This is a genomic window from Sphingobium sp. RC1 (assembly GCF_059738765.1).
In genome coordinates, this window is sequence record NZ_AP027306.1 from 1,818,739 (window position 1) to 1,844,571 (window position 25,833).

Genomic DNA, 25,833 nt, shown 5'->3' on the forward strand with positions numbered 1-25,833 from the left:
GATTCACCATTTCGGCCACCCATTATCGTGGTTAACCCGAGAGTGTCCCGAGACAGGACGCTATTGACTGTATCAATCTGATAATACAGCATGCTGGAGCCAATGAAAGATCCCCTGCCCGCGCCTCAGCCCGATCAGCCACCCCGCGAGTTCGGAGCAGGGCCACCCAGCGCCTTCGCTCCATCCACGCCATGGCGAAAGCGGCTGCATGCCATAGGATGGATCGTCGCCGGACTGCTCGCACTGCTGATGGTCGTGATCGCCTGGCTGGCAGTCACCGCGCCACTTTCGCGGTCGTTGAAGCCGATCGCGCCGCCAAGCGTCAGCCTCATGTCGGCCGACGGCCATCTCATCGCCCGGCGCGGCGCGATAATCGATCGCCCCGTTTCGATGGCAGATCTGCCCAAACATGTGCCTCAAGCCTTCATGGCGATCGAAGACCGGCGCTTTTACAGCCACTGGGGCGTCGATCCGCGAGGGATAGTACGAGCCGCCTGGCACAATCTATGGTCGGACGGTTCGTCGCAGGGAGGGAGCACCATCACCCAGCAGCTTGCCAAGGGTGTGTTCCTTTCCAGCGACAGAACGTTCGGACGAAAAGCGCGGGAGGCGCTGATCGCCTTCTGGCTGGAAGCATGGCTGACCAAGGATCAGATTTTCGAACGTTATCTGTCGAACGTTTATTTCGGCGACAATGTCTATGGATTGCGCGCAGCTTCGCTGCACTATTTCAGCCGCCAGCCCGAACGGCTCACCATTCCGCAGGCCGCGATGCTCGCGGGATTGCTGAAGGCGCCCTCTCGCCTTGCGCCAACCGCGAACCTGAAAGGAGCACGGGAGCGCGCCGCCCTGGTGGCGCAGGCGATGGTGGACGCTGGCTATATCAGCAAGGCCGAACGCAACGGACTGCGCCCAGCGCGGCTGGACGTGCGCGAAACGCCGGATCCGACGACCGGCACCTATTTCGCCGACTGGGTACTGCCCGAGGCGCGAGACCGCGCGGGCGCGGTTTATGGAGCGCAGACTGTTCCAACGACGCTCGACTGGCGGATCCAGCGCCTGGCCGAAGCCGCAATTCGCCGAGCGCCTCTAGGCCAAGCCGAAGCAGCTCTGGTGGCGATGAAGCCCGATGGCAGCGTGGTGGCCATGGTCGGCGGCAAAAATTATCGCGCGAGCAGCTTCAATCGGGCCGTGCAAGCAAAGCGGCAGCCCGGATCGACCTTCAAGCTCTTCGTATATCTGGCCGCATTCCGATCCGGAATGACGCCGGAGGATTTTATCGAGGACACGCCGATCACCAGCGGGACCTATCGGCCCGCCAACCACGGCGGCAAATATCGCGGCCGCATCACCTTGCGTCAGGCATTCGCGGCGTCGAGCAATGTGGCGGCAGTCAGATTGACGCAAAAAGTGGGCGTCGATGCTGTCATTAAAGTCGCGCGCGACCTGGGCATCACGGCACCGCTGACAGAAGATCTCAGCCTTGCGCTAGGCACGTCCGAAATTCCGCTAATCCAGCTCGCGCAGGCTTATGCCACCGTGGCTGCGGGTGCCTATCCGGTAATCGCCCACGGCCTTCCTCCCGAAGAACAGGGGTGGTTCGGCCGCCTGATGAGCCGTCAGCGTCATTTCAGCCAGGATCAGCTTGAGATGATCCGCGACCTGTTGTCGTCAGCCGCAAACCGGGGAACGGGCAGCGCAGCGGCACTTCGCACCAGCACATTCGGCAAGACGGGAACCACCCAGGATAGCCGTGACGCGATCTTCGTCGGTTATGCCGGTGGGCTGGTGACGGCCGTCTGGATCGGCAATGACGATAATGCCCCGCTCCCCGGCGGCGCGGCAGGCGGCGGCGTTCCTGCGCGCATCTGGCGAAACTTCATGGCCGGAGCAATCAACGAACCTGTCGAAACACCGCCCGAACAACAGGATAGCGACCTCGTCAACGCAATCGCGAATGTGACGGTGGAAGGAGGCCTGGGTAATATGAGCCTGGGTGTCGATGACAATGGTGTTTCGGTCAACATAGGCCCCAATCAACTGCGCCTGCCCATCGGCCAGCCTGAAGCGCCGCCCTCCCCCCCCGTCCCCGCTACGCCGCCGCCGCGGATCGTGCCGACACAGCCGACCGATGGAGGCCAGGAACCTTGACGTGATTGACGTCTGGGGGGGGGGGCTGGCGGCATGCCACGGCGCGACGACATGCTGCCAATGCCGCAGCCAAACTGCGAATAATCTACCGATGATGTCTGCGGCCTTTCTCATGCGCCCTAGCTGTCCTAAAGGGAAAGCATGAGCGCCCCCCTCTACAACAAGGACATATTGCGCCTAGCCGCCAGTATCTCGCATCACCGGCGACTGGCACAGCCGCAGGCAACCGTGGAAAAACGATCGCCCACTTGCGGATCACGAGTGACGGCAGACGTAAGAATGGAAGGCGGGAAGCTGGTCGAGCTAGGTCTGGACGTTAAAGCCTGCGCACTCGGCCAGGCTTCGGCTGCGCTTATGTCGGCTCAGGCAATTGGCCTGACAGCAGCCGAACTCGAGACCGCGCGAGACAAGCTGGCCGCCTATCTCGCTGGCGAGGGCGATGATCTGGATTTCTGGCCGGGATTGACCGTCCTCGCTCCCGCCCGTGGATATCCGGCGCGTCACGCCTCGATCCGGCTGAGTTTCGAGGCGGTGGCAGAAGCCGCCCGCGTGGCGGAGGCCTGATGCCTACTCCCCCTGCCGCGGCGGCGCATGCGCCCCTCAATGCAACCGACCTCCTGCTGTCCGAAGGTGTAATCCTGCTGGGCGCGGCGGTGCTGTTCGTCATGATCTTCCGCCGCTTCGGCCTTGGCGCAGTTCTTGGCTATCTGGTTGCAGGGGCGTTGGTCGGCCCACAAGGTCTTGGCCTTGTCGGCGGGGCGGAATCGAAGCTGGCGATTGCCGAAATTGGCATTGTCCTGTTGCTTTTCCTCGTCGGTCTTGAACTTCACCCGGCGCGGCTCTGGCGATTGAAACGCGACATCTTCGCCCTCGGCCTTGCCCAGGTGGTGATGTGCGGTTTGGCTTTGACCGCGATCATCTATTTTTCGACCGGCTTCACCTGGGGCGCAGCTATTGCGCTAGGCCTCCCCTTGGCGTTGTCTTCCACGGCACAGGTTCTGCCCAGCCTTAAAAGCAGTGGACGCATCAACTCTCCTTTTGGCGAGAAAGTCTTTTCAATCCTGCTTTTTCAGGATCTGTCGATTGTCCCGCTAATCACCATCGTGGCGGCATTGTCACGCAACCCTGCGGATGTTGGAGGCCCTCCAGGCATCCAGCTTGCGGGCTATACGGTTGCTGCCATTGCAGGACTGGTACTGGCTGGGCGTTTCATCCTGCGCCCTCTGCTTCAGCTAGTGGGACGATTGGGCGAGCGTGAACTTTTCGTGGCAGTCGGACTGTTCACGGTTCTTGCCGCTGCTGCCCTCATGCATGCGCTTCACCTGTCCACGGCGCTGGGCGCATTCGTCGCAGGCGTGATGCTGGCCGACTCTCCCTATCGGCATGAGATAGAAGCGGATGTAGAACCATTCCGCTCTATCCTGCTGGGTCTGTTCTTCCTCGCGGTCGGGATGGTGCTGGACCTGCATGCCGTTGCGGCGAACCCCTTGTTCGTCATCGGCATGGCGGCGATGCTCGTCATGACAAAGGCATTGCTGATCACCAGCCTTGCCCGGCTGTTCGGCATGGAATGGACGCAGGCGATCGGCGCGGGCCTGTTGCTCAGCCAGGGCGGCGAATTCGGCTTTGTTCTTTTCGCCCAGGCGCAAAACGCCCTTTTGATCGCTCCTCAGGGCGCCAGCCTGTTCAGCGCGATTGTGACCTTTTCCATGGCCACGACGCCATTTCTCATGCTCTTTGCCCGAAGGTTGGAGTTCGCGCAGCCGAAAGGTCAGCGAAATCCCGCTGGCCCGGACGAGGCCACGCGCGGAACCGCGATCATCGTGGGCTACGGGCGTTTCGGGCAGACTGTCGCCCAGATGCTGATGGGGCACGGGTTCGAAGTCGTGCTGATCGACAAGAAACCCGCCCAGATCGAGGTTTCGAGCCGGTTCGACATGAAAGTCTATTATGGCGATGGTACGCGAATCGATTTGCTCCGCCGCTCGGGAGCCGAGGAAGCCCGCTTAATTGCTTTCTGCCATGACGATCCGTCGCTGGACAGCCGTGTGCTGGAACCTATCGCTGAGGCATTCCCTCAAGCAGCACTGCTTGTCCGCGCCTTCGACCGGCGGCAATTGCTCGCGTTGAAGGATATGGATCTTGCAGGGATTGTCCGTGAGGTTTTCGAATCCGCCATTTGCATGGGAATCCAGGCGATGGACACGCTGGGCGTGCCGCAGGCGGAAATAGAAGAGGTTGAACGCAAATATCGCGAAAATGATGATCAGCGGCTGACGGTCCAGGGCGAGCAAGGGACATTGCTGGCCGCCAAGGAACTGATGTTCAGGCCCGGCAGGCGGATGCGTCTGATGGCTCGGGGAGAAGAAGAGGAAAACGCATGATCCCGGTCCTGGCCTCGCTTTCAGCGGTGCTCGCCATCGCTGCGGGCGCTTTTGGTGCCCATGGCGCATCCAGCCATGAAGCGGCCGAATGGTTGCGGACTGGCGGCTTATATCAGTTGATCCACGCAGTTGCTGCACTGACGCTGGCAAATGGCGCGCGCGGCCCGGCGTTACTGCTTCTGATGGGCGCCGCGATCTTCGCGTTCACCCTCTATGCCATGGCCATGGGAGGTCCGCGTTGGCTGGGTGCTGTGACGCCTGTCGGTGGCACGTTGATGATTGCGGGGTGGTTATGGGCAGCTTGGGCTTATTGGCGCGCCTGACAGGCCGCCCTTGCCCCCAAACCCGCCCACGCATAGATTGAACCCATATGGCCGAACACCATCATCATCACGAACCCACTGGCGCAAGCCTGGCCGACGCAGCCCGCAACGCGCTGGAAGCTCAGAACGAGCAGTGGACGCCCATGCGTGCTGCGATATTCGATGCGCTGGCTGCCGAAGAAAAGCCGACGTCGGCCTATGACATTGCCGACAGCGTTTCCAAGGTTCGGGGAAAGCGAGTGGCGCCCAACAGCGTCTATCGTATCCTCGACCTGTTCGTGGCGAACAACATCGCCATGCGCGTGGAAAGCGCGAATGCCTATATCGCCAACGCACATCCGGGCTGCCATCATGATTGCATCTTCCTCGTCTGCCGCAACTGCAAGGAAGCGACCCATGTCGATAATGATGTGGTGACGAACGACGTTCGCGCCGTGGCGGAACATCAAGGATTCCGGGCAGAACGGCCCGTGATCGAGATACTCGGAACCTGCGCCAAGTGCGTGGCGTGAAGCAGGCGTTGCGCTTTGATCAGGAACGGCCTAGCGCGCTTGGGAGTCTATGCCTTTAATGAATGACAGTCCCACAACGCCGCTGCTCGACCAGATCACCTGGCCCGCGGATCTGCGCACGCTCAAGCCCGAGCAACTCCCTCAGCTTGCCGATGAACTCCGGCAGGAAGTGATTTCTGCCGTCGGGGTGACTGGCGGCCACCTGGGATCGGGGCTGGGAGTGGTCGAACTGACGACCGCTATCCATTATGTTTTCGACACGCCCAATGACAAGCTGGTCTGGGATGTGGGCCACCAATGCTATCCGCATAAGGTGCTGACCGGTCGGCGCGACCGCATCCGAACCCTTCGCCAGGGCGGCGGCCTTTCGGGCTTCACCAAGCGGGCCGAAAGTGAATATGACCCCTTCGGCGCCGCTCATAGTTCGACATCCATCAGCGCGGCACTGGGATTTGCCGTTGCCAGCAAGCTCGCAGGAAAGCCGGGCAAGGGCATAGCAGTGATCGGTGATGGCGCCATGTCGGCAGGCATGGCGTATGAAGCCATGAACAACGCGCGCGAGGCCGGAAACAGGCTGATCGTGATTCTGAACGACAATGACATGTCGATCGCGCCACCGGTGGGTGGTCTTTCCGCCTACCTCGCGCGCCTGGTATCGAGCCGCGAATTTCTGGGCCTGCGCGATCTTGCCAAGCGGCTCGCACGCAAATTACCCCGCCCTCTCCACAATGCCGCCCGCAAAACCGATGAGTTTGCCCGCGGCATGGCAATGGGTGGCACCTTGTTCGAGGAACTCGGCTTTTACTATGTCGGACCTGTCGATGGCCATAATCTCGATCAGCTGATACCCGTTCTGGAAAATGTCCGTGATGCCGCTGAAGGGCCGTGCCTCGTTCATGTCGTGACCCAGAAAGGCAAAGGCTACGCTCCAGCGGAAGCAGCAGCCGACAAATATCATGGCGTCCAGAAGTTCGACGTCATCACCGGGGCGCAGGCAAAGGCGCCTCCGGGGCCGCCCAGCTATACTGCGGTGTTTGCCAACGCCCTGGTCGCCGAAGCCCGGCGCGACAGCACTATCTGCGCGATTACCGCCGCCATGCCTTCGGGTACGGGCCTCGACAAGTTCGCGGACGCTTTTCCAGAGCGTTCATTCGACGTGGGGATTGCCGAACAGCATGCGGTGACCTTCGCTGCCGGGCTTGCGGCACAGGGCATGCGGCCTTTCTGCGCGATCTATTCGACCTTTCTCCAGCGCGCCTATGATCAGGTCGTGCATGATGTCGCGATCCAGAATCTCCCGGTGCGCTTCGCTATCGATCGGGCCGGGCTGGTGGGAGCAGACGGTTCGACTCATGCGGGCAGCTTCGACATCACCTACCTCGCCACGCTTCCCAATATGGTCGTTATGGCGGCTTCCGACGAAGCGGAGCTGGTGCACATGGTCCACACCTGCGCCGTTTATGACAGCGGGCCGATCGCCGTCCGTTATCCGCGCGGCAATGGCGTGGGCGTGCCGTTACCGGCGACGCCCGAGAAGCTGGAGATCGGCAAGGGACGAATCGTCCGGGACGGCCGACAGGTCGCCATATTGTCGCTCGGCACCCGTCTGGAGGAAGCGTTGCGCGCCGCTGAGGCCTTGGAAGCGAAAGGACTGTCCACGACTGTGGCGGATTTGCGGTTCGCCAAGCCATTGGACGAAGCGATGATCCGTCGCCTGCTCACCACGCACGAAGTTGCCGTGACGGTAGAGGAAGGCGCCATCGGGGGCTTGGGCGCCCATGTATTGACGCTGGCGAGTGATCTGGGGCTGATCGACAATGGCCTGAAGCTGCGAACCCTGCGCCTGCCGGATGTTTTCCAGGATCAGGACAAGCCGGAACTTCAATATGCAGACGCGCGGTTGGATGCGGCGGCGATCATCGACACCGTACTGACGGCGTTACGGCATAACAGCGCCGGAATAGCGACAGAAGCCCGGGCATAACGCAACCAAATGGTTGCATATCTTGAAGCAGAACGCATATAAGCAATCTGGAGGTTGCTTATATGGTGGATTCAATCAGTAAAAGCATCGAAATGGCCGCGTCGGTCGAACAGGTTTGGGGCGCGCTGATCGATCATGAAAAGTTCGGAGCTTGGTTCCAGGTAGCTCTGGATCAGCCTTTTGTCGCGGGCAAGGCATCGACGGGGCATATGACCTATCCCGGCTTCGAAGAATATCGCTGGGAAGCACGGGTCGTGGCTGTCGAACCCATGAGGCGGTTTGCTTTTGAATGGCCTGCGACTGGCGGTGACAAGCAGTTGATGGACAGCGGCGTACCCGTGCCGGAATGGACATTGGTCGAGTTTCTGCTTGAGCCCGCTGGCAGCGGCACATTGTTGACGGTCACGGAAAGCGGGTTTGACAAGGTGCCTGAGCCGCGCAGAAGCAATGTCATACGCTCTAACGACGGTGGTTGGGCAGCGCAGGTGAAGAATATCCGAAAATATGTTGAAGGTTGAGGAAGCACCGGCGCGGCTGTTTGCCGCATTGGGTGACGTCACGCGCTTGGGGCTGATTGGGCGACTTTCCGATGGGACGGAACGCTCCATCGCCCAATTGGGTGAGGGCCTGCCGATCAGCCGTCAAGCGGTCGCGAAGCATCTCAACGTCCTGCTGGGCGCGGGACTGGTGCGCCGCACACGATCCGGGCGTGAGGTGCTTTTCACCCTGGAACCTGAGGCGATCGTGGACGCGCGCGATTGGCTTGCTCAGGTCTCAGGCCAATGGGATGAGACTTTGGGCAGGCTCAAGAACTTCGTCGAGAGCCAGCCCTAATTTCCTCCTGCCTTACTGCTGCGGGATCGCAGCGCGAGCATCCTGCCCATCACCTTCCGGCGCGGCGATGATTTCGCGGGTCGCGGCGCCCTTGTCGACGACTTCCGTGCCCGGATCGCCAACGGAGGAGCGGATGCCTGCCGCCGCATTGGCACGGCCTGCTTCGCTCAACGCTGCGCTTTCAGCCGCGCTGCGCTGGGCAGGGCCACCGAACATGGTTTCCATGGCCGCACGGCTCGAATCGACCGACGCAGCGGCGGGCGTACCCGGCGCAGGCGGGACCAGCGCATAATCGGGCGGGATCACCAGCGGCGCCTGACGCGAGACAGCGAACTCATCGGGGCGAGCCCGGTTAAACAGGCCGCCGCCGCCACCGCAGGCGGACAGCATGGAAATCAGGCCAGCGGCGAGGATCAGTTTACGCATCAGTTCAGTGACTCCGTCTTTGCGCTCTTCTCGCGCAGCAGCAACGCCCGTGCAAGCAGGATCAGCACGCCGATCGTGATGGCAGCGTCGGCCAGGTTGAATATGAGAAAGGGCCGCCATTCGCCAAAGTGCAGATCGGCATAATCGACGACATAGCCAAGGCGAACACGGTCAACGATATTTCCAATGGCGCCGCCAAGGACCAATCCAAGGGCTGCAACATCCTGCCGCGCCTTTTCCCGCCACATCCAAACGCCGACAAAGCCAGCGATCAGCATCGTCATGCCCACGAGAAGCCAGCGCATCATGTTTGTGTCGGCATGGAAGAAGCCCATCGAAACACCGCGATTTTCCAGCCAGCGCAGGCGGAAGATCGGTAGGATCTCGATTCCTTCATCCATCCGGCTCTTGAGCGCGAGCGGATAGGTGACGGTATATTTGATGAGTTGATCCAGCGCGAGCGTGACGATCGCGACGATCAGGCCAAGCGGGCGGCGATTGACAGTTGCCATCAGTGGCGCACCACATGCTTTTTTGGTGATGAAGGTGACACGAACATATCCCTGAAAAGCGCCATCGTAATATTGTTCACCTGCCGCCGGGCGGTAGGCCGTGGGCTATAGCCGAAGCCTGCGCCTGTAGGACAGCAGGTTTTCAATCTGCCAGCACTTCGTCGCAGCGGTTGCAGAGTGCGCCGTCCTCCTCGACTTCGGGCAGCAGACGCCAGCAGCGACCGCATTTGTGCCACTCGCTCGGCTTGACAACGATGCCGTCGCCGACGCCTGTTTCGATGCGGGCGACAATGGCGATTTCTGCGAAGTTCACACCGTCGCTGGAAACCTGCATGCCCATGGCCACATCGGCTTCAAGGCTGGAGCGGATGACCTTTTCGCGGCGGAGAGGTTCGATGGCTTCGTTGACCTGATCGCGCTGGTTGCGGATTTCGGTCCATTTGTCATCCAGGCCTTGGCTGAGCCAAGCCGCATCAACCTCTGGCCATTCCAGGAAATGGACGCTTTCTTCGTGGTTTGGATAGCGACTTTGCCAAACTTCCTCAGCCGTAAAGGGGATGATCGGCGTGGCGTAGCGGACAAGAGCGTGGAAGAGCGTATCGAGCACAGTGCGATAGGCACGGCGTTTGAGATCGGTCTTCGCGTCGCAATAGAGGCAGTCCTTGCGGATGTCGAAAAAGAAGGCCGACAGGTCGCTATTGGCGAAGTCGAATAGCGCGCGGGTGTAGCGGCTGAACTCCAGCCAGTTTTCGTTTCCCGCAGCCTTTTCGACGACGCCCTTAAGCTCTGCGTCGAGAGCCGCGAGGCGGTGGAGCATGTAGCGCTCCAGCTGCGGCATTTCCGTGACCGGCAACCTCTCTTCTTCCGAAAAATCCGAAAGAGCGCCAAGCAAGTAACGGAAACTATTGCGAAGTTTGCGGTAGGCATCGGACGATCCGGCTAACACTTCCTTGCCGATGCGGACGTCATCGAAATAGTCGGTGCTGGCGACCCATACGCGCAGGATGTCGGAGCCGCTTTCCGCGATGACCTTCAGCGGATCGACCACATTGCCGAGGCTCTTCGACATTTTTCGGCCCTGCCCGTCCAGTGCGAAGCCGTGGGTAAGGACGGCGTCGTAGGGCGCGCGACCACGCGTGCCGCAGCTTTCGAGCAGTGAGGACTGGAACCAGCCGCGATGCTGGTCGGAGCCTTCGAGATAAAGGTCGGCGCGTACGCCCTCGCCATAGCGGCCTTCGACCACGAAGCTGTGGGTCGAGCCGCTGTCGAACCAGACGTCGAGAATGTCGTTCACAACCTCATAGTCGTTGAGGTCGTAATCGGGGCCAAGCAGCGCCTGATGGTCCGCGCCGAACCACGCGTCGGCCCCTGCGCCCTTGAATGCTTCTATGATGCGGGCATTTACTGCCTTATCAACGAGATATTCGCCGGTCCTACGATGGACATAGAGGGCGATAGGGACGCCCCATGCGCGCTGACGGCTGATCACCCAGTCGGGGCGGCCCTCCACCATCGAGCGGATGCGGTTGATCGACCGTTCGGGCACCCAGCGGCTATTCTCGATCGCGTCGAGCGCGGTGCCGCGCAGGGTCGCGCCATTGCTCTGGGCGGCGAGGATGGCTTCTTCCTCGGCGCAGCGTGGGATGACGCCGTCGCTGATCGCGCGGTCCATCGGAATGAACCATTGCGGGGTGCAGCGGAAGATGATCTTGGCCTTGGAGCGCCAGCTATGGGGATAGCTGTGATTGAAGTCGTCAGATGCGGCGAGCAGGCCGCCTGCCTGCGCCAAGTCGGTGCAGATCGGGCCGTCCTTGCCGACGAATTTGGGATTGATGACGCTTCCCTGACCGCCGAGCCAGAGCCAGTCTTCGCGATATTTGCCGTCATTCTCAACGGCGAACACCGGGTTGATGCCATTTGCCTTGCAGAGGGCGAAGTCGTCCTCGCCATGGTCGGGCGCCATGTGGACGAGGCCGGTGCCTGCTTCGGTTGTGACGAAATCGCCTGCGAGGAACGGGCGGGGTTTGGCGAAGAAGCCGCCGAGAGCGTGCATCGGGTGGCGGGCGACGGCTCCGGCGAGATCGGTGCCTTTGCCGCGCCAAAGCGGCTCAACAAACTGGTCATTGTCAGGCAAGAATGCCGAACGACCACGAAACTCGTCAAAAAGTTTCGCCGCAATGAGAACAACGCCTTCCCAATGGGTTTCCATCTGGTCACCTGATGTGACCGTTCCAACGCCCTCTTTGCGAATGAGCTGACGACCTCGGATGGCGATATAATCGACATCTTCGCCATAAGCCAAAGCCTGATTGACCGGAATCGTCCAGGGCGTCGTCGTCCAGATCACCGCATGGGCGCCGACCAGTTCCGGCGCGTTCGGCGCTTCGACAATCTCGAACGCCACGTCGATCTGGGTCGAGACGATGTCCTCATATTCGACTTCCGCCTCGGCCAGCGCGGTCTTTTCGACCGGGGACCACATGACGGGCTTGGCGCCGCGATAGAGCTGGCCGCTTTCCGCGAATTTCAGCAGTTCAGAAACGATGGTAGCTTCGGCGTCGAACTTCATGGTGAGATAGGGATCATCCCAATCGCCCATGACGCCAAGGCGCTTGAATTGCTCCTTCTGGACGCCGACCCATTTGTCCGCATAGGCGCGGCATTGGGCGCGGAATTCCTGTGCGGGAACCTCGTCCTTATTCTGCTTTTTCTTGCGATATTCCTCCTCGATCTTCCATTCGATCGGAAGGCCATGGCAGTCCCAGCCAGGGACATAGGGGGCGTCCTTGCCAAGCAGCGACTGGCTGCGGACGATGATGTCCTTGAGAACCTTGTTCATCGCATGGCCCATGTGGATGTCGCCATTGGCGTAGGGCGGACCGTCGTGAAGAATGAAGCGTTCGCGGCCCTTCCGGCGCTCGCGCAGCTTGCCGTAGAGGTCCATTTCCTCCCAGCGCGCGAGGATCGCCGGTTCCTTCTGCGCGAGGCCCGCCTTCATGGGGAAGTCCGTTACGGGGAGGAAGACGGTGGACTTGTAGTCTGGCTGGTCGGTCATCTGATCTGGTATCTGCTTGCCTTGCCATTCGGCCCAAGACTGCGCCCCATTAAGAAAAAGGGAAGGGCTTCGACAGGCTCAGCCCGAACGGGTGAGAAAATGTGCCCGGTGCATTAGGCGAGGTGCGGCGTTCTCGCAAGGATTTGCCGCGCGGCGTCGCAGTCCCTGGCGATCTGAGCCGTGAGGGCTTCGAGGCCTTCATATTTCGCCTCTGGCCGGAGGAATTCGATCAACTGCACCTCGATGCATTGATCGTAGAGGCTTTCGGAGAAATCGAAGAAGTGCGGCTCCAGCAATTCCTTCGGCGGATCGAAGCTGGGCCGGATGCCGAGATTGGCCGCGCCGTCGAGAATGCGGCCATCGGGCAGCAGGCCGCGCACTGCATAGATGCCGTAGGCCGGGCGGATGTAATGGCCAAGATCGACATTGGCGGTGGGGAAGCCGATCGTGCGGCCGACCTTGTCGCCATGCTGGACCAGCCCTTGGATGGCGAAGGGGCGTGTCAACAGACGCGTTGCCGTAGTGCAGTCTCCGGCTTTCAGCGCGGTACGGATGCGGCTGGAGGAGACCACCTCCCCGCCTTCGTCCGTGATCGGCGCGACGGCTTCGGCGCTCATGCCTCGTACGGCGCCGAGTTCGGCAAGCGTATCTACGGTGCCAGTGCGGCCTTGGCCGAATGTGAAATCCTGACCCGTGACGACGCCCGCGACGCCCATGCCGTCTACCAGCAGATCGACAAAATCTTTCGGACTCAAAGCGGCGAGTTGGCGAGTAAAAGCGAAAACCAGCATCGCGTCGGCCCCGGCGGCGGCGAACAGGCGCTGCCGCTGGTCAAGGCTGGTAAGGCGGAACCAGGGGTTTTCGGGGCGGAACAGGCGCATCGGATGCGGGTCGAACGTCGCGACGATGACGGGACGCCCTTCCGCGCGGGCACGCTCCACCGCACGGCCGACGACCGCCTGATGACCGAGGTGAAATCCGTCAAAATTGCCCAGCGCCATGATGCTCCCGCGCAGATGGGCAGGGATCGGGGCGCCGCTTTCCAGCCGCTCCATGGCGCTGGCTATAGGGAGATGGCCGGACGCTGGCAATGCGGCTTCACAGGTCGGCGCGGCGGCGGAAAGTGACGAAGCTGTAGGCGGGATAGGCGCCCTCCGCCGGATGATCGGCGCGGGCTGCCTCCTTCCACTGCGTAGCGTCGGGATAAGGGATCACGGCGTCGCCGGGGGCGTCGAAATGCACTTCGGTCAGTTCAATGCGGTCGGCGTGGGGCAGATAGAGCTGATAGACCTCTGCCCCGCCGATCACCATGGCGGCGGGACCGCCCGCTAGGCGAAGGGCGGACGTGACGTCATGGGCGACCTCTGCCCCCTCCCCGCTCCAGCCAGTATCGCGGGTGAGGACTATGTGGCGGCGGCCGGGAAGCAGGCCGGGCAGGCTGTCAAACGTCTTGCGGCCCATGATCATCGGGTGACCGAGGGTGAGCGCTTTGAAATGCTTGAGGTCGGCGGGCAACCGCCAAGGTAGCCCCCCATCCTTGCCAATCACGCCATTATCGGCACGAGCGAGGACAAGGACGACTTCTTGGGCCTCGCTCACAGGGTCAGCCGGGTGACGTGGCCCATCTTGCGGCCCGGGCGGGCTTCATGCTTGCCATAGAGATGCAGATGGGCGGCGGGATCGGACAGGATCGCCGCCCAAGCGTCGGCTTCTTCACCGATGAGGTTGTGCATCTGCACTCGCCGTGCCGCCAGTCTGGTGTCGCCCAATGGGAGGCCGCAAATGGCGCGGACATGGTTTTCGAACTGGCTGGTGATCGCACCCTCGATCGTCCAGTGGCCGCTATTGTGGACGCGGGGGGCCATTTCGTTGAAGACGGGACCATCGGCACTGGCGAAAAATTCAAGCGTCAGGACGCCGACATAGCCGAGCGCTTCGGCGACCTGCGCGGCGAGGGCGCGTGCCGCCTCCACCTGCGCCTCAATGCTTGGGCCAGCAGGGGCGGTGGAGGTGGAGAGGAGGCCGTCGACATGGACGTTCGCGGGCGAGTCCCAGAAGCGGACTTCGCCATCTGCGCCGCGCACGAGGATGACGGAAAACTCCTCCTCGAAGGTCACGAAGCCTTCCAGGATGGCGCTTTGCTGACCGATGGCGTCCCAGGCGGCGGGAGCGTCCGCCGGATCGTTGATCCGCGCCTGCCCCTTGCCATCATAGCCCATGCGGTTGGTCTTCAGGATCGCACGGCTGCCGATCGTGGCGATGGCCTGATGAAGATCATCGAGACTTTCCACCGAAGCGAAGGGGGCAGTGAGGCCGCCGAGATCGCGGACGAAGTTCTTCTCGGCGAGGCGGTCCTGCGCCACGCGGAGCGCCTGCGCACCGGGACGGACGAGTCCGTGGGTGGAGAGGACTTCGACGGCAGCAGGGTCGATATTCTCGAACTCATAGGTGACGACATCGACGCTGTCGGCGAAGGCGGCGAGCGCGGCGGTGTCCTCATAGGCACCGCGAGTCCAGCAGCGTGACACGTCTGCGGCGGGGCCACTTTCTTCCGGCGCATAGATATGCGCGCGATAGCCAAGCTGCGCGGCGGCGATCGCGATCATCCGGCCGAGCTGGCCGCCGCCAAGGATGCCGATGGTGGAACCGGGCGCGATGGTCGTCATCTTATTCTGGCGTCTCCGCGACATCGTCGGTCTGCTTTTCGCGCCACATGTCCAGCCGCTCGGCCAGCGCGTCGTCGGTGGTGGCGAGGATAGAAGCCGCCAGCAGCGCCGCATTGATCGCGCCGGGCTTGCCGATCGCTAGCGTTCCGACGGGGATGCCGCCGGGCATCTGGACGATGGAAAGGAGGGAATCCATGCCCTTCAGCGCCTTTGACTCCACGGGTACGCCAAGGACCGGAAGACGGGTCATCGACGCGGTCATGCCGGGAAGGTGAGCCGCGCCCCCTGCCCCCGCGATGATCACCTTCAGACCACGGGAAACCGCGCCGGTCGCATAGTCATAAAGGCGTTGCGGCGTGCGGTGAGCGGACACGACCTTGCATTCGTGCGGGACGCCAAGCGCGCTCAGCGTCTCGGCCGCATGGCGCATGGTTTCCCAATCGGATCGCGATCCCATGATAATGCCGACGGTAGCGGCGCTCTCTCCGGTCATTCGCCTGACTTCCCCTGATGGCGCGGAAAGCAAAGCCCCTTAGCCGGACGACCGGCAAGGGGCAATGCGGGATTTGCGGACTTAACGCTCGGACAGATAATAGCGGTCCTTTGCCGTAAGATCGTCGGCAAGTTCATAGACGATCGGCTGGCCGGTCGGGATTTCCAGTTCCGTGATCTCATCGTCCGGAATGCCCGACAGATGCTTCACCAGCGCACGCAGTGAGTTGCCGTGGGCGGAGATGAGGACGCGCTTGCCCGCCTTCAGTTCCGGAACGATGCGGCTTTCCCAATAGGGCAGCACGCGGGCGATGGTGTCCTTGAGCGACTCCGTCGAGGGGATGGCGATGCCGTCATAGCGACGGTCCTTCGACAGGTCGAACTCGCCGCCCGGCTCCAGCACCGGCGGCGGAATGTCGAAGCTGCGGCGCCAGACCTTCACCTGTGCGTCGCCATGCTTGGCAGCGGTCTCTGCCTTGTTGAGGCCCGTGAGGCCGCCATAATGACGTTCATTGAGGCGCCAGTCCTTTTCGACCGGCAACCAGAGGCGACCCATTTCCTCAAGAGCAAGGTTCAGCGTCTTGATCGCCCGGGTCTGGACCGAGGTGAAGCAGCGGTCGAAGTCCAGCCCCTTTGCCGACATCAGCTGGCCAGCGGCCCGTGCTTCCTCGACGCCCTTTTCCGTCAGGTCCACGTCCCACCAGCCGGTGAAGCGATTTTCCAGGTTCCAGGCCGATTGGCCATGACGGATCAGAACGAGTGTGGGCATGAAACGCTTCTCCTGCACATAAGCGCGAATGTTGGCGCTTCCCATAACGCCGGAAATGACGGGCGCAAGCTTGTGCGCCGGGCGGAGCGTCCCACATTGCAGTCGGCCGGACGATCGGATAGCTCGGGCAAGCAAGCATAAGGAAGCGGCAATTTGGCATTTGTGAAGGGCGTCTGGCGCATATTGGTGGCGGTCAAGGACGGGCTGGTCCTGCTGTTCCTGCTTGGCTTTTTCGGCCTGCTTTATGCCGCGCTGTCATGGTCGCCCAAACCCGCGCGCAGCGTAAGCAGTGGCGCGCTGCTGCTGAAGCTGGACGGCACCATTGTCGAACAACCGGCGGAGGCAGACCCGTTCTCGCTGCTGACATCGTCCGGGCCACAGACGAAGGAATATCGCCTTTCCGAGATCGTGGACGCGCTGGAAGCGGCCAAGTCAGATGGCAAGGTCAAGGCGGTAGTGCTGAACCTCGACGGGTTCCTGGGCGGCGGTCAGGTCGCGCTTTCCCGCGTGGGCAAGGCGCTGGACGCCGTTCGGGCGGCGAAGAAGCCGGTCTTCGCCTTTGCCACAATCTATAGTGACGATAGCTATCAGCTGGCCGCCCATGCCAGCGAGACATGGGTCGATCCTCTTGGCGGTGTAGCAATCCTTGGGCGCGGCGGATCGGGCCTTTATTACAAGGGATTGATCGACAAGCTGGGCGTTAACACGCATGTCTACCGCGTCGGCACATACAAGAGCTTTGTCGAACCCTTCATCCGGACGGATCAATCGCCTGAAGCGCGCCAGGCCAATCAAGCGCTGGCCGATTCATTGTGGCAGGATTGGCAGGAGGAAGTCGGCAAGGCACGGCCGCGCGCGAATCTGGCCGCCTATGTTTCGAACCCGGCAGGTGCGGCGGAAGCTGCGCGCGGCAATCTCGCCAAGGCGGCGCAGAGTGCTGGGCTTGTCGATCGACTGGGCGACGAAGCAGCCTTTGGCAAACGCGTCGCGGAGGTGGCGGGCGAACCTGCCGACGATCGCGTGGGTGATTTTGCCAGCATCGACCTCCGAAGCTATGCGAAGGCACACCGCGCGCCCAATGATGGCCAGATCGGCGTGATCACCGTGGCGGGCGACATCGTCGATGGAGATGGTGGGCCGGGCAGCGCCGCCGGTGATACGATTTCGGCTCTTCTCTACAAGGCGCTGTCGGAAAAGGACCTGAAGGCGCTGGTCGTCCGGGTCGATTCCCCCGGCGGTTCGGTCATGGCGTCGGAAAAGATTCGGCAGGCCATCATGGAAGCCAAGCGCGAAGGCCTGCCCATCGTCGTGTCGATGGGCAATGTCGCGGCGAGCGGCGGTTATTGGATTTCGACGCCCGCCGACCTGATCTTTGCGGAACCGGACACGATCACCGGCTCCATCGGCGTGTTCGGGATATTGCCGAGCTTTGAAGGGACGTTGGCGAAGCTCGGCATCACGACCGATGGTGTGCGGACCACGCCGCTGTCAGGGCAACCCGACATCGCGGGGGGCACCACGCCTGAATTCGATCGCATCATGCAGATGGGTATCGAGGATATCTATGGCCGCTTCGTCGGGTTGGTCGCGCATTCACGGCGCAAGTCGCCTCAGCAGATCGACGCCATTGCTCAAGGCCGCGTGTGGGACGGCGGCACGGCGCGGCAGATTGGGCTGGTCGATCGCTTCGGCGGGCTGGAGGAAGCCGTCGCCGAAGCGGCGAAGATGGCCAAGATCGATCCTGCCAAGGCGAAGGTTTACCGTATCGAGAAGGAGCCCGACAAGTTCGCCGAGCTCATCAAGTCGATGTCAGAACGTGACGATGAGGATGTGGATGCTCCCCGCGACATGTTGAGCAGGCAGGCGATGATTCAGCGGCGGTGGGCCATGCAGGCGGTCGAGGATGTGCGTGGACTGATCAATGGCGCGGGTGTGCGTGCGGATTGTCTGGAATGCCGTGGCTATGGCGCGCCGCGGCGGGTGAGTGCCGCCGATGAGCATGGCCTGATGGGGATGCTTGCCAGCCTGTGGCGGTGATGTAGCGCTTTTCCCCTCCGCCGTCTGCGGCGGTCCCCCTCCCCATCTGCGATCGGGAGGATTTAGGCGTTCTGAACTGTTAACGGTCGGCTTTGTAGGTGGGGAGGCCAATGCTTCGCCAGATCGCGAAGGCACGCAACAGGAAGCCTAGCAGCGCAGCGACGATGCCCGCTACCGGCACGTCCAGCCCCCACCAGCGCAGCATGACGAACAAGCCGGAAGCGAGGGCCGCTGCGGTTACATAAAGTTCGGGGCGCAACAATATAGACGGCTCATGAGCGAGCAGATCGCGCAAGATACCGCCGACACAGCCGGTGACCACGCCCATCAGGGCGGCAACGAAGGGCGGAATGCCATAGCTCATCGCCTTGGCGGCTCCGAACACGGCAAAGGAGGCGAGGCCGATGGCGTCGAGCCAATCAAGCGCGCGATCGCTCCACAAGCGGCGCGGCGTGAACCAGATCAGGAGCGCCGCGACCATGCATGTGATTGCCGGAACCGGATCATGCACCCAGAAAACCGGTGCGCCGATCAACAGGTCGCGAAGGGTGCCGCCCCCTACCCCGGTCACCAGCGCGAAAAACGCAAAGGTGACCAGCGTTTGTCCCAGCCGAGCCGCCGCCAGCGCCCCAGACGCCGCAAACACGAAGATCCCGACGATGCTGAGCGTTTCCAGCACCGGGCCGATCTGTTGAAAGGCGGTGGCGGGCGAAAGCATGAGGCGATCAGCAACGGCGAAACATCGGAACCGGCGCCGTGAACAGCGCCGACCCCGATGCCCGTCCCTTATTTCGCCAGTTCAGCCTCAATCGCCGACACCAGCGCCGGATCATCAGGCGTCGTGCCGGGTGCAAAGCGCGCCGCGACCGAGCCGTCCTTGGCAATCAGGAACTTTTCGAAGTTCCACAGCACTTCGGGCTCTTCAGTCGGCGTCATGCCATAGCCGCGAAGCTTTTCGCGAAATTCATCGCCTTCACCCGCAGCCTTCGGCTGTTCGCTGGTCAGGGCGGCGTAGAGCGGATGCTTTTCCGGGCCGGTCACTACGATCTTTTCGAACATTGGGAAATCGACACCGAAATTGGTGGTGCAGAATTCCACGATCTCGTCATTGCTGCCCGGTTCCTGACCAGCAAAGTCATTGGCGGGGAAGCCAGCGACCACCAACCCCTTGTCCTTATAATCGCGGTAGAGCTTTTCCAGCCCTTCATATTGCGGGGTCAGGCCGCATTTGGAGGCGACATTGACCGCCAGCACGACCTTCCCCGCATAATTGGCGAGGCTGGCATCAGTGCCCTTGATGGTCTTGAGCGGAATTTGCTGGATCGCAGTCATGGTCATCTCCTTGAGAATCCGGATGGCGCGGACCTTGCCATCATATCGCCGCGCCGAAAAGCCTGCCTGCACCTGCCGTGATCGCCATTGCGAGCACGCCCCAGAACAGCACTCGGCCGACCGACCGACCTAACTTGCCTCCACCCAGCCGCGCGCCCGCATAGCCCAGCAGGGCGAGACAGATTAGCGAGGTCACGACGACGCTCGCCAGCGCGTGGGGCGCAGGGCTGAGCGCTGCCGCGATGACCGGAGCGATCGCACCGACAGAAAAGGTCGCTGCCGAAGTCAGTGCCGCCTGAACCGGCCGCGCCGTGCTGATATCCGAAATGCCGAGTTCGTCGCGGGCGTGGGCGGCAAGCGCATCAGCATCCATCAATTGTCGCGCGACTTCCCCAGCCAGTTCGGGGGTGAGGCCCCGCTCGATATAGATGCCGCGCAGCTCCTGCCATTCCACATCCGGCTGCTGAGCAATCGCATGTTTCTCCTTGGCGAGATCGGCCCGTTCCGTATCCGATTGCGCGCTGACGGACACATATTCTCCCGCCGCCATCGACATGGCGCCAGCAAACAGCGCGGCTATGCCCGACAGCAGGATGGTTTCGCGCGACGCGCCCGACGCCGCGATACCCGCAAGCAGGCTGGCGGTCGACACGATGCCGTCATTCGCGCCGAGAACCGCAGCGCGCAGCCAGCCGACGCGGTTGACATAATGAAGGGCATGATGCGAACGCGCCTGGTCAAGAGCGCCAGAAGCTGGTCCATTCATAGCCGCCATTCCATTAGCCCCTTCGTTCAGCCGTTCAGTCCCTCGGCCTTTTCCGCGAGTTCCAGCCAGCGTTCCTCGGCCGAATCCTTATCGGCACGTGCCTGTTCAATCGCCTTTGTCAGCGCCGCGAACCGCTTGGGATCGCGAGTGTAGAGCGATGGGTCGGCCAAAGCCTCCTCATCGCGAACGATGTCCTGTTCCAGCTTTTCGATGGTTTTGGGGAGCAAGTCGAGATCCCGCTGATCCTTGTAGCTAAGCTTGGTCGACGCGGATTTTGGCGGGGGCGGAACGGCGGCAGCCTTCTTCTCCGTCCGGGGCGGGTTATTCGGCTGACGCTTGGCGACCCAGTCCGCATAACCGCCGACGATCACATCGACCTGTCCCGAACCGTCCAGACCAAGCGTCACCGTCACCGTGCGATCCAGAAAGTCGCGGTCATGGCTGACGATCAGCACCGTGCCGTCATAGTCGGCTATCACTTCCTGCAACAGGTCGAGCGTTTCGAGATCCAGGTCGTTGGTCGGCTCGTCGAGCACCAGCAGGTTCGATTCGCGGGCGAACTCACGAGCAAAGAGCAGGCGTGAACGCTCACCACCAGACAGCGTGCCCACGCGCGCCTCGGCCAGCGAGGGGTCGAAGAGAAATTCCTTGAGATAACCGTGAACATGCTTGCGGACCCCGCGCACGTCGATCCAGTCGCCGCCTTCCGCCAGCACGTCGCGGACGCGCTTGTCGGGCTGCATCAAGCTGCGCTGCTGATCGATGAAGATCATGTCGAGCGACTTGGCCTGTTTGACCACGCCGATGTCGGGCGCCAGTTCGCCAGTCAGGAGTTTCAGGAGCGTCGTCTTGCCAGCGCCGTTGCCGCCGACGATGCCGATGCGGTCGCCGCGCTGGATGCGTAGGGAGAAGTCCTTGATGACGGTACGGTCACCGAAATTCTTTGTCACATGTTCGGCGGTGATGACGCTCTTCGTCTTACTGTCGTCGGCAGCGACGGCGATCTTCGCGACGCCTTGAGGGCCGACCATCGCGGCACGTTGCGCCCGCATTTCCCAAAGCTTTGCGAGCCGCCCCTGATTGCGCTTGCGCCGGGCGGTGACCCCGCGTTCCAGCCAGTGCGCCTCGATCTTCAGCTTGGCGTCGAGCTTTTCGGCGGCTCGGCTTTCCTCCGCATAGACGGCCTCCATCCAATCCTCAAAGCCGCCAAAGCCGATCTCGTTGCGGCGGATCGACCCGCGATCCAGCCACAGGGTCTGTCGCGTCAGGCGTGTCAGGAAAGCGCGATCATGGCTGATGACGATGAAAGCGCCGGAATAGCGGGCAAGCCAGCTTTCCAGCCAGTCGATGGCGTCGATGTCGAGATGGTTGGTCGGCTCGTCCAGCAACAACAGGTCCGGCTCGCTCGCCAGCGCACGGGCAATGGCGGCGCGGCGTCGCTCGCCCCCGCTGGCGGTCGCGGCCTCGCGCGACAGGTCGATGCCCAGCTGACTGGCGATCGCCTCCACCTCATGCGCGGGGGGCGCATATTCGCCCGCCAGCGCGAAATCGTGCAGGGTGGCGAAGCTGCTGACGTCAGGGTCCTGCTCCAGCATGATGACGCGCGCGCCCGGACGAACCGACCGCGTCCCTTCGTCAGGCTCGATCTGCGCGGCGATCAGCTTCAACAACGTGGTCTTGCCCGCGCCATTGCGGCCGATCAGCGCCAGCCGGTCACGATCGCCGACAAAAATGTCGAGGTGACGGAACAGCCAATGGCTTCCTTGGCTGAGACCAAGATTTTCGAAGGAGAATATAGGTGCGGCCATGGCCGTGCAGCTAGGACTTCCGGCGCGCTGGGGCAAGAGTGCGTGGAACCGGATGCTGTCTGACGGCTTTCAACGCCTGTCAGCGTCCATTCATCGCAGCCGTTACAAACGGGCTGCATCGCTTTTCAAGGAGATACGCTCATGAAGTCCGCCCTGGCCCTGATGGCCGCCGCCGCTGCTGTGTCGATTCCTGCCATGGCGGTCGCGCAGACCAACGTGACCATCGCCGAAACCGCTCCTGTCGTGACGCTCAACGTAACCGAGACGGTCGAGGCGGCGCCGGATCAGGTCGTGGTCGGCACGGGGGTTCAAACGCGCGCGCCCACAGCCGCGCAGGCTATGCGCGAGAATGCGGTGAAGATGGATCGGCTGATCGCCACCCTTGCCAAGGCCGGGATTCCAAAGAAGGACATTCAGACGAGCGGCATTAATCTCAGCGCTCAATATGACTATAGCAATCAGAACAGAGAGCCTGCCGGACCTCGTTTCATTGGTTATGAAGCGTCGAACCAGCTCACGATCAAGCTGCGCGATATCAAGAAGACGGGGCAATTGCTCGACACGCTGGTCGAGGCGGGCGCGACCAACGTCAATGGCCCGTCCTTCTCTATCGAGGACCCGACCCCCATGCTGGTCCAGGCGCGCGGGGCTGCGTTGAAGAGCGCCAAGGCGCAGGCGGATTTCTATGCGCAGGCGGCGGGCTACCGTACCGCGCGGCTTGTCTCCATCGCGGAGAGCAATAGCGGCGGCCGTCCGCCGATGCCGATGATGACTGCTCGCTTCAAGGCCGATGCGGCGGAGGCGACGCCGGTGGAACCGGGCCAGGTCGGATCGTCGGTGACGCTGACCGTCCAATATGCGCTAGAACGCTGACCGGCACCTGTCACCGCGCTGACGCCACCATTCACCACCTGTTCAATGCTTATCGCCTATGGCATGCCACATGACGATGAAGCATAGCAGCCTGATTGCCGGTCTGGCCGCCATCGCCGCGATGGTGGCCACGCCCTCCTATGCAGAGGCCGGTCAGCGTGGCGAACAGGACGCGGCGCGCCGGGCGATGCTGGATGGGCAGACCATGCCATTTTCCCTCATCAAACGGCGCGTAGATGCCGCGATGGGGGGAGCGACCTACCTTGGCGCGGAATTCAATCAAGCCTCCAACCGCTATCGCCTGAAATATGTGAAGGACGGCAAGGTGGTTTGGGTTGATGCGGATGGCCGCACGGGCGATATAACCGGCTGGGCGCACTGACGCGCCAAAAGGCATAATAGAAGAAACGGAGCCATATGCGTCTGCTGATCGTCGAAGATGAACCAAGCCTTGGGCAACAGCTCCGCAACACGCTGGAGGGCGCTGGCTATGCCGTCGATCTTGCGACCGATGGCGAGGATGGACACTTTCTAGGCACGACGGAAAGCTATGATGCCGTGGTCCTGGACCTTGGCTTGCCCACGATCGACGGGCTGACGGTGCTGGACCGCTGGCGCAAGGAGGGGCGAAGCTTCCCGGTGCTGGTGCTGACGGCGCGGGACAGCTGGTCCGACAAGGTCGCCGGGCTGGACGCTGGCGCGGACGATTATCTGGCAAAGCCGTTTCAGAGCGAGGAGCTGATCGCGCGGTTGCGCGCCCTTATCCGTCGCGCCTCGGGCAATGCGTCGAGCGAACTGATCGCGGGCGACGTCCGGCTGGACACCCGTTCGGGCAAGGTCACGTTGAAGGGCGAGCCGGTGAAGCTAACCGCGCAGGAATATAAGCTGCTGTCCTACCTCCTCCACCACAAGGGCAAGGTGGTGAGCCGCACCGAGTTGATCGAACATATCTACGATCAGGATTTCGATCGCGATTCCAACACGATCGAAGTATTCGTCACCCGCATCCGCAAGAAGCTGGGCGCGGACGTCATCACGACGATACGCGGTCTTGGCTACAGCCTGGACGAGCCCGCCCGCTAAGGTCTCAAATTCTGCCCCGGGCTGGTTCCGCCAAGGCCCCCCTTTCTGCCGGGACAATCTTCGGCAAGCCCGGGCGAACGGAGTGGGCATCAGACAGCTGTAATGACCAGTCCAGCCTCCCCTCCCACGGTCCATTCGACCGGGTCGCTCAGTCGGCGCATGATCGGTATCGCGGCGCTGTGGGTCAGCATCCTGCTGCTTGGCGGCGGATTGGCACTCGACCGCGTGCTGTCACAGGCGATCACACGCAATTTCGACGATGGGCTCAACTATGTGCTGACGGCGATGATTGCTTCGGCCGAGATCGGGCCGGATGGCGAAGTGCTGTTCAACCGTCCGCTTGCCGATCAGCGCTTTCTGGAACCCAATAGCGGCCTTTATTACCAGATCAGCGCCAAGGGGCATGAGGATTGGCGATCGCGATCACTATGGGACCGGGCACTGAGGGTGTTGCCCGAGCATGATGATCGCAGCTTCCACGCCTATGACAGCAAGCAGTTTCCGGGCGAAGACTTGCGGATCATGGAGCGAACCATCGTTCTGCCCGGTTCGGATACGCGCTGGATGTTCATGGTCGCGGCCGCCCGTGCCGGGCTGGACGACCAGATCACCACGTTGCGATCCACGCTGACCCAGAGCTTCGCCCTTCTCGCGCTCGGTCTCATCGTCCTTACGACGCTCCAGACCCTCTACGGGCTGCGCCCCCTGCGCCGGGTGCGCAAGGAAATCGTGAGGATGCGGGCGGGCGAAAAGAGCCGCGTCACCGAACCGATGCCGTCCGAAGTGCTACCCATGGTCGAGGAACTGAACGCCCTTCTCGCTCATAATGAGCGCCAGGCGGAGGAGGCCCGAACCCATGCGGGCAATCTTGCCCACGCGCTGAAAACGCCGTTGACCGTCATCATGAACGCCGCGACCGCACAATCGGCGGACCTTGGGGAAACCGTCATTCGGGAAGCGACGACGATGCGCAGGCAGGTCGATCACCATCTGGCGCGCGCCCGCGCGGTTGGGCGGCGTGGCGCGGCGCAGAGCCGGGCGGAAGTATGGACAAGCCTGCAAGCGGTCGAGCGCGCCGTCCAACGCCTCTATCCCGAAGCGCGGATCGACATGGATGGCGACAAGGAGGTTGCCGCCAGGGTGGAGCGTCAGGACCTGGACGAGATGCTGGGCAACCTTATCGAAAATGCGGCGAAATATGGTGGCGGCAGCGTGTTCGCCACAGTTGGCCGCGCCGGAACCATGGTCGAGATATTGGTCGAAGATGACGGCCTGGGTATCCCGCAGGAGGAACGGACCCGCATATTCGACCGTGGCGTCCGACTGGATTCCGGAAAGCCCGGCACTGGCCTTGGCCTGGCCATCGTACGCGACGTGGCGGAAATCTACGGCGGATCGGTAGCGATGGAGGAAAGTGAAGATCTGGGCGGGCTGATGGTACGGCTGCGACTGCCCGCCGCCTGATGAGGCGGGTACTTTATCTTGCCGTCGGCTTTATGTCGCTGGGCCTTGGCGCCCTGGGCATTGTCCTTCCCCTGCTCCCGACCGTGCCATTCATGATATTGGCGGCATTCTGCTTCGCCCGGTCAAGCCCGGCACTGGAAGCCAGGCTGCTCGATCATCGGCATTTCGGTCCGCATATCCGACGCTGGCGCGACAAGGGCGCGATCAGCCGCCGGGGAAAGCAGGCGGCGCTGACGGCTTTCATGTTCAGCGCAGTGCTGGCGCTGTTCCTGGCGCCTTTCCCTTGGTTCCTGATTCCGGTGACGGCCGCGCTTATTGGGGGAACATGGATATGGTCCCGACCGGAGGGCGGCGCTTAACCC

At 62.2% G+C, this 25,833-nt stretch carries 26 protein-coding genes; 14 read left to right on the forward strand and 12 right to left on the reverse strand.

Going from position 1 to position 25,833, the window contains the following annotated elements; genetic code table 11:
* Window positions 1–90 precede the first annotated feature (90 nt).
* The 8 genes from AC6JBC_RS08965 to AC6JBC_RS09000 all read left to right on the forward strand — a co-directional run bounded on the left by AC6JBC_RS08965 (window position 91) and on the right by AC6JBC_RS09000 (window position 8,188).
* Window positions 91–2,151 (forward strand): transglycosylase domain-containing protein, encoded by a 2,061-nt coding sequence (locus AC6JBC_RS08965; RefSeq protein WP_498023884.1) that lies wholly within the window; start codon window positions 91–93, stop codon window positions 2,149–2,151.
* A 141-nt stretch (window positions 2,152–2,292) separates the two neighbouring features.
* Entirely contained in the window at window positions 2,293–2,715 is a 423-nt protein-coding gene (locus AC6JBC_RS08970) for an iron-sulfur cluster assembly scaffold protein (protein ID WP_498023885.1), read from the forward strand.
* Window positions 2,715–4,535 carry a cation:proton antiporter domain-containing protein gene (locus AC6JBC_RS08975; RefSeq protein WP_498023886.1) on the forward strand — a complete coding sequence of 607 codons (1,821 nt, stop codon included), beginning with the start codon at window positions 2,715–2,717 and terminating at the stop codon, window positions 4,533–4,535. Before AC6JBC_RS08970 ends, AC6JBC_RS08975 begins: the two co-directional genes overlap by 1 nt.
* The gene (locus AC6JBC_RS08980) at window positions 4,532–4,858 is read left to right on the forward strand and encodes a DUF423 domain-containing protein (RefSeq protein WP_498023887.1); all 327 of its coding nucleotides are present in this window, start codon (window positions 4,532–4,534) and stop codon (window positions 4,856–4,858) included. The genes AC6JBC_RS08975 and AC6JBC_RS08980 overlap by 4 nt, the downstream gene beginning before the upstream one ends.
* Before the next feature lie 47 nt (window positions 4,859–4,905).
* A complete protein-coding gene (locus AC6JBC_RS08985) occupies window positions 4,906–5,370 on the forward strand; it encodes a Fur family transcriptional regulator (protein ID WP_464788986.1) in 465 nt (154 codons plus the stop codon).
* 49 nt (window positions 5,371–5,419) lie between these two features.
* Complete coding sequence (dxs, locus tag AC6JBC_RS08990) at window positions 5,420–7,354, forward strand: 1-deoxy-D-xylulose-5-phosphate synthase (RefSeq protein WP_498023888.1); 1,935 nt, start codon at window positions 5,420–5,422, stop codon at window positions 7,352–7,354.
* Between the two features lie 62 nt (window positions 7,355–7,416).
* The gene (locus AC6JBC_RS08995) at window positions 7,417–7,872 is read left to right on the forward strand and encodes an SRPBCC family protein (protein ID WP_498023889.1); all 456 of its coding nucleotides are present in this window, start codon (window positions 7,417–7,419) and stop codon (window positions 7,870–7,872) included.
* Entirely contained in the window at window positions 7,859–8,188 is a 330-nt protein-coding gene (locus AC6JBC_RS09000; RefSeq protein WP_498023890.1) for an ArsR/SmtB family transcription factor, read from the forward strand. The genes AC6JBC_RS08995 and AC6JBC_RS09000 overlap by 14 nt, the downstream gene beginning before the upstream one ends.
* Before the next feature lie 12 nt (window positions 8,189–8,200).
* Here AC6JBC_RS09000 and AC6JBC_RS09005 read toward each other — a convergent pair whose 3' ends face one another.
* The 8 genes from AC6JBC_RS09005 to gpmA form a co-directional block, all read right to left on the reverse strand.
* On the reverse strand, window positions 8,201–8,614 hold the full coding sequence (locus AC6JBC_RS09005; RefSeq protein WP_196226372.1) for a DUF3035 domain-containing protein: 414 nt from the start codon (window positions 8,612–8,614) through the stop codon (window positions 8,201–8,203).
* Window positions 8,614–9,126 carry a signal peptidase II gene (gene lspA / locus AC6JBC_RS09010; RefSeq protein ID WP_498023891.1) on the reverse strand — a complete coding sequence of 171 codons (513 nt, stop codon included), beginning with the start codon at window positions 9,124–9,126 and terminating at the stop codon, window positions 8,614–8,616. Before lspA ends, AC6JBC_RS09005 begins: the two co-directional genes overlap by 1 nt.
* 142 nt (window positions 9,127–9,268) lie before the next feature.
* Complete coding sequence (ileS, locus tag AC6JBC_RS09015) at window positions 9,269–12,181, reverse strand: isoleucine--tRNA ligase (protein ID WP_498023892.1); 2,913 nt, start codon at window positions 12,179–12,181, stop codon at window positions 9,269–9,271.
* Window positions 12,182–12,294: 113 nt separating this feature from the next.
* Entirely contained in the window at window positions 12,295–13,236 is a 942-nt protein-coding gene (locus AC6JBC_RS09020) for a bifunctional riboflavin kinase/FAD synthetase (RefSeq protein WP_498023893.1), read from the reverse strand.
* A gap of 43 nt (window positions 13,237–13,279) precedes the next feature.
* Window positions 13,280–13,780 (reverse strand): dihydrofolate reductase, encoded by a 501-nt coding sequence (locus AC6JBC_RS09025; protein WP_464788992.1) that lies wholly within the window; start codon window positions 13,778–13,780, stop codon window positions 13,280–13,282.
* Window positions 13,777–14,847 carry a 5-(carboxyamino)imidazole ribonucleotide synthase gene (locus tag AC6JBC_RS09030; RefSeq protein ID WP_498023894.1) on the reverse strand — a complete coding sequence of 357 codons (1,071 nt, stop codon included), beginning with the start codon at window positions 14,845–14,847 and terminating at the stop codon, window positions 13,777–13,779. The genes AC6JBC_RS09025 and AC6JBC_RS09030 overlap by 4 nt, the downstream gene beginning before the upstream one ends.
* Before the next feature lies 1 nt (window position 14,848).
* A complete protein-coding gene (gene purE / locus AC6JBC_RS09035; RefSeq protein WP_449471893.1) occupies window positions 14,849–15,340 on the reverse strand; it encodes a 5-(carboxyamino)imidazole ribonucleotide mutase in 492 nt (163 codons plus the stop codon).
* Window positions 15,341–15,421: 81 nt separating this feature from the next.
* The gene (gene gpmA, locus AC6JBC_RS09040; protein ID WP_498023895.1) at window positions 15,422–16,108 is read right to left on the reverse strand and encodes a 2,3-diphosphoglycerate-dependent phosphoglycerate mutase; all 687 of its coding nucleotides are present in this window, start codon (window positions 16,106–16,108) and stop codon (window positions 15,422–15,424) included.
* A 153-nt stretch (window positions 16,109–16,261) separates the two neighbouring features.
* Here gpmA and sppA point away from each other — a divergent pair, with 153 nt between their 5' ends.
* A complete protein-coding gene (sppA, locus tag AC6JBC_RS09045) occupies window positions 16,262–18,145 on the forward strand; it encodes a signal peptide peptidase SppA (RefSeq protein ID WP_498023896.1) in 1,884 nt (627 codons plus the stop codon).
* Between the two features lie 79 nt (window positions 18,146–18,224).
* Here sppA and AC6JBC_RS09050 read toward each other — a convergent pair whose 3' ends face one another.
* The 4 genes from AC6JBC_RS09050 to AC6JBC_RS09065 form a co-directional block, all read right to left on the reverse strand.
* On the reverse strand, window positions 18,225–18,863 hold the full coding sequence (locus tag AC6JBC_RS09050; RefSeq protein WP_498023897.1) for a trimeric intracellular cation channel family protein: 639 nt from the start codon (window positions 18,861–18,863) through the stop codon (window positions 18,225–18,227).
* Window positions 18,864–18,931: 68 nt separating this feature from the next.
* Window positions 18,932–19,477, reverse strand: coding sequence for a glutathione peroxidase (locus tag AC6JBC_RS09055; protein WP_498023898.1), 546 nt, complete (start codon window positions 19,475–19,477; stop codon window positions 18,932–18,934).
* 40 nt (window positions 19,478–19,517) lie between these two features.
* The gene (locus tag AC6JBC_RS09060) at window positions 19,518–20,243 is read right to left on the reverse strand and encodes a VIT1/CCC1 transporter family protein (protein ID WP_498026039.1); all 726 of its coding nucleotides are present in this window, start codon (window positions 20,241–20,243) and stop codon (window positions 19,518–19,520) included.
* Window positions 20,244–20,269: 26 nt separating this feature from the next.
* Complete coding sequence (locus AC6JBC_RS09065; protein ID WP_498023899.1) at window positions 20,270–22,051, reverse strand: ABC-F family ATP-binding cassette domain-containing protein; 1,782 nt, start codon at window positions 22,049–22,051, stop codon at window positions 20,270–20,272.
* Between the two features lie 141 nt (window positions 22,052–22,192).
* Here AC6JBC_RS09065 and AC6JBC_RS09070 point away from each other — a divergent pair, with 141 nt between their 5' ends.
* From AC6JBC_RS09070 to AC6JBC_RS09090, 5 genes are all read left to right on the forward strand, one after another.
* A complete protein-coding gene (locus tag AC6JBC_RS09070; protein WP_498023900.1) occupies window positions 22,193–22,924 on the forward strand; it encodes an SIMPL domain-containing protein in 732 nt (243 codons plus the stop codon).
* Between the two features lie 70 nt (window positions 22,925–22,994).
* On the forward strand, window positions 22,995–23,306 hold the full coding sequence (locus AC6JBC_RS09075) for a hypothetical protein (RefSeq protein ID WP_498023901.1): 312 nt from the start codon (window positions 22,995–22,997) through the stop codon (window positions 23,304–23,306).
* Between the two features lie 35 nt (window positions 23,307–23,341).
* Window positions 23,342–24,007, forward strand: a complete 666-nt coding sequence (locus tag AC6JBC_RS09080) for a response regulator transcription factor (protein WP_449471888.1) — start codon at window positions 23,342–23,344, stop codon at window positions 24,005–24,007.
* A gap of 159 nt (window positions 24,008–24,166) precedes the next feature.
* Complete coding sequence (locus AC6JBC_RS09085; RefSeq protein ID WP_498026040.1) at window positions 24,167–25,471, forward strand: sensor histidine kinase; 1,305 nt, start codon at window positions 24,167–24,169, stop codon at window positions 25,469–25,471.
* Entirely contained in the window at window positions 25,471–25,830 is a 360-nt protein-coding gene (locus AC6JBC_RS09090) for a YbaN family protein (protein ID WP_498023902.1), read from the forward strand. Before AC6JBC_RS09085 ends, AC6JBC_RS09090 begins: the two co-directional genes overlap by 1 nt.
* The last annotated feature ends 3 nt before the right edge of the window (window positions 25,831–25,833 follow it).

What these genes read in the sequence shown, in the direction of transcription:
- AC6JBC_RS09005 (WP_196226372.1), bottom strand. Translation starts at nt 8,614, where the DNA reads ATGCGTAAACTGATCCTCGCCGCTGGCCTGATTTCCATGCTGTCCGCC.
- AC6JBC_RS08975 (WP_498023886.1), top strand. Translation starts at nt 2,715, where the DNA reads ATGCCTACTCCCCCTGCCGCGGCGGCGCATGCGCCCCTCAATGCAACC.
- AC6JBC_RS09090 (WP_498023902.1), top strand. Translation starts at nt 25,471, where the DNA reads ATGAGGCGGGTACTTTATCTTGCCGTCGGCTTTATGTCGCTGGGCCTT.
- AC6JBC_RS09075 (WP_498023901.1), top strand. Translation starts at nt 22,995, where the DNA reads ATGACGATGAAGCATAGCAGCCTGATTGCCGGTCTGGCCGCCATCGCC.
- AC6JBC_RS09050 (WP_498023897.1), bottom strand. Translation starts at nt 18,863, where the DNA reads ATGCTTTCGCCCGCCACCGCCTTTCAACAGATCGGCCCGGTGCTGGAA.
- purE (WP_449471893.1), bottom strand. Translation starts at nt 15,340, where the DNA reads ATGACCGGAGAGAGCGCCGCTACCGTCGGCATTATCATGGGATCGCGA.
- lspA (WP_498023891.1), bottom strand. Translation starts at nt 9,126, where the DNA reads ATGGCAACTGTCAATCGCCGCCCGCTTGGCCTGATCGTCGCGATCGTC.
- AC6JBC_RS09055 (WP_498023898.1), bottom strand. Translation starts at nt 19,477, where the DNA reads ATGACTGCGATCCAGCAAATTCCGCTCAAGACCATCAAGGGCACTGAT.
- AC6JBC_RS09000 (WP_498023890.1), top strand. Translation starts at nt 7,859, where the DNA reads ATGTTGAAGGTTGAGGAAGCACCGGCGCGGCTGTTTGCCGCATTGGGT.
- ileS (WP_498023892.1), bottom strand. Translation starts at nt 12,181, where the DNA reads ATGACCGACCAGCCAGACTACAAGTCCACCGTCTTCCTCCCCGTAACG.
- AC6JBC_RS09085 (WP_498026040.1), top strand. Translation starts at nt 24,167, where the DNA reads ATGATCGGTATCGCGGCGCTGTGGGTCAGCATCCTGCTGCTTGGCGGC.
- AC6JBC_RS09060 (WP_498026039.1), bottom strand. Translation starts at nt 20,243, where the DNA reads ATGAATGGACCAGCTTCTGGCGCTCTTGACCAGGCGCGTTCGCATCAT.
- AC6JBC_RS08970 (WP_498023885.1), top strand. Translation starts at nt 2,293, where the DNA reads ATGAGCGCCCCCCTCTACAACAAGGACATATTGCGCCTAGCCGCCAGT.
- dxs (WP_498023888.1), top strand. Translation starts at nt 5,420, where the DNA reads ATGCCTTTAATGAATGACAGTCCCACAACGCCGCTGCTCGACCAGATC.
- AC6JBC_RS09070 (WP_498023900.1), top strand. Translation starts at nt 22,193, where the DNA reads ATGAAGTCCGCCCTGGCCCTGATGGCCGCCGCCGCTGCTGTGTCGATT.
- gpmA (WP_498023895.1), bottom strand. Translation starts at nt 16,108, where the DNA reads ATGCCCACACTCGTTCTGATCCGTCATGGCCAATCGGCCTGGAACCTG.
- AC6JBC_RS08965 (WP_498023884.1), top strand. Translation starts at nt 91, where the DNA reads ATGCTGGAGCCAATGAAAGATCCCCTGCCCGCGCCTCAGCCCGATCAG.
- AC6JBC_RS08980 (WP_498023887.1), top strand. Translation starts at nt 4,532, where the DNA reads ATGATCCCGGTCCTGGCCTCGCTTTCAGCGGTGCTCGCCATCGCTGCG.
- AC6JBC_RS09020 (WP_498023893.1), bottom strand. Translation starts at nt 13,236, where the DNA reads ATGGAGCGGCTGGAAAGCGGCGCCCCGATCCCTGCCCATCTGCGCGGG.
- AC6JBC_RS08995 (WP_498023889.1), top strand. Translation starts at nt 7,417, where the DNA reads ATGGTGGATTCAATCAGTAAAAGCATCGAAATGGCCGCGTCGGTCGAA.
- AC6JBC_RS09065 (WP_498023899.1), bottom strand. Translation starts at nt 22,051, where the DNA reads ATGGCCGCACCTATATTCTCCTTCGAAAATCTTGGTCTCAGCCAAGGA.
- AC6JBC_RS08985 (WP_464788986.1), top strand. Translation starts at nt 4,906, where the DNA reads ATGGCCGAACACCATCATCATCACGAACCCACTGGCGCAAGCCTGGCC.
- AC6JBC_RS09080 (WP_449471888.1), top strand. Translation starts at nt 23,342, where the DNA reads ATGCGTCTGCTGATCGTCGAAGATGAACCAAGCCTTGGGCAACAGCTC.
- AC6JBC_RS09030 (WP_498023894.1), bottom strand. Translation starts at nt 14,847, where the DNA reads ATGACGACCATCGCGCCCGGTTCCACCATCGGCATCCTTGGCGGCGGC.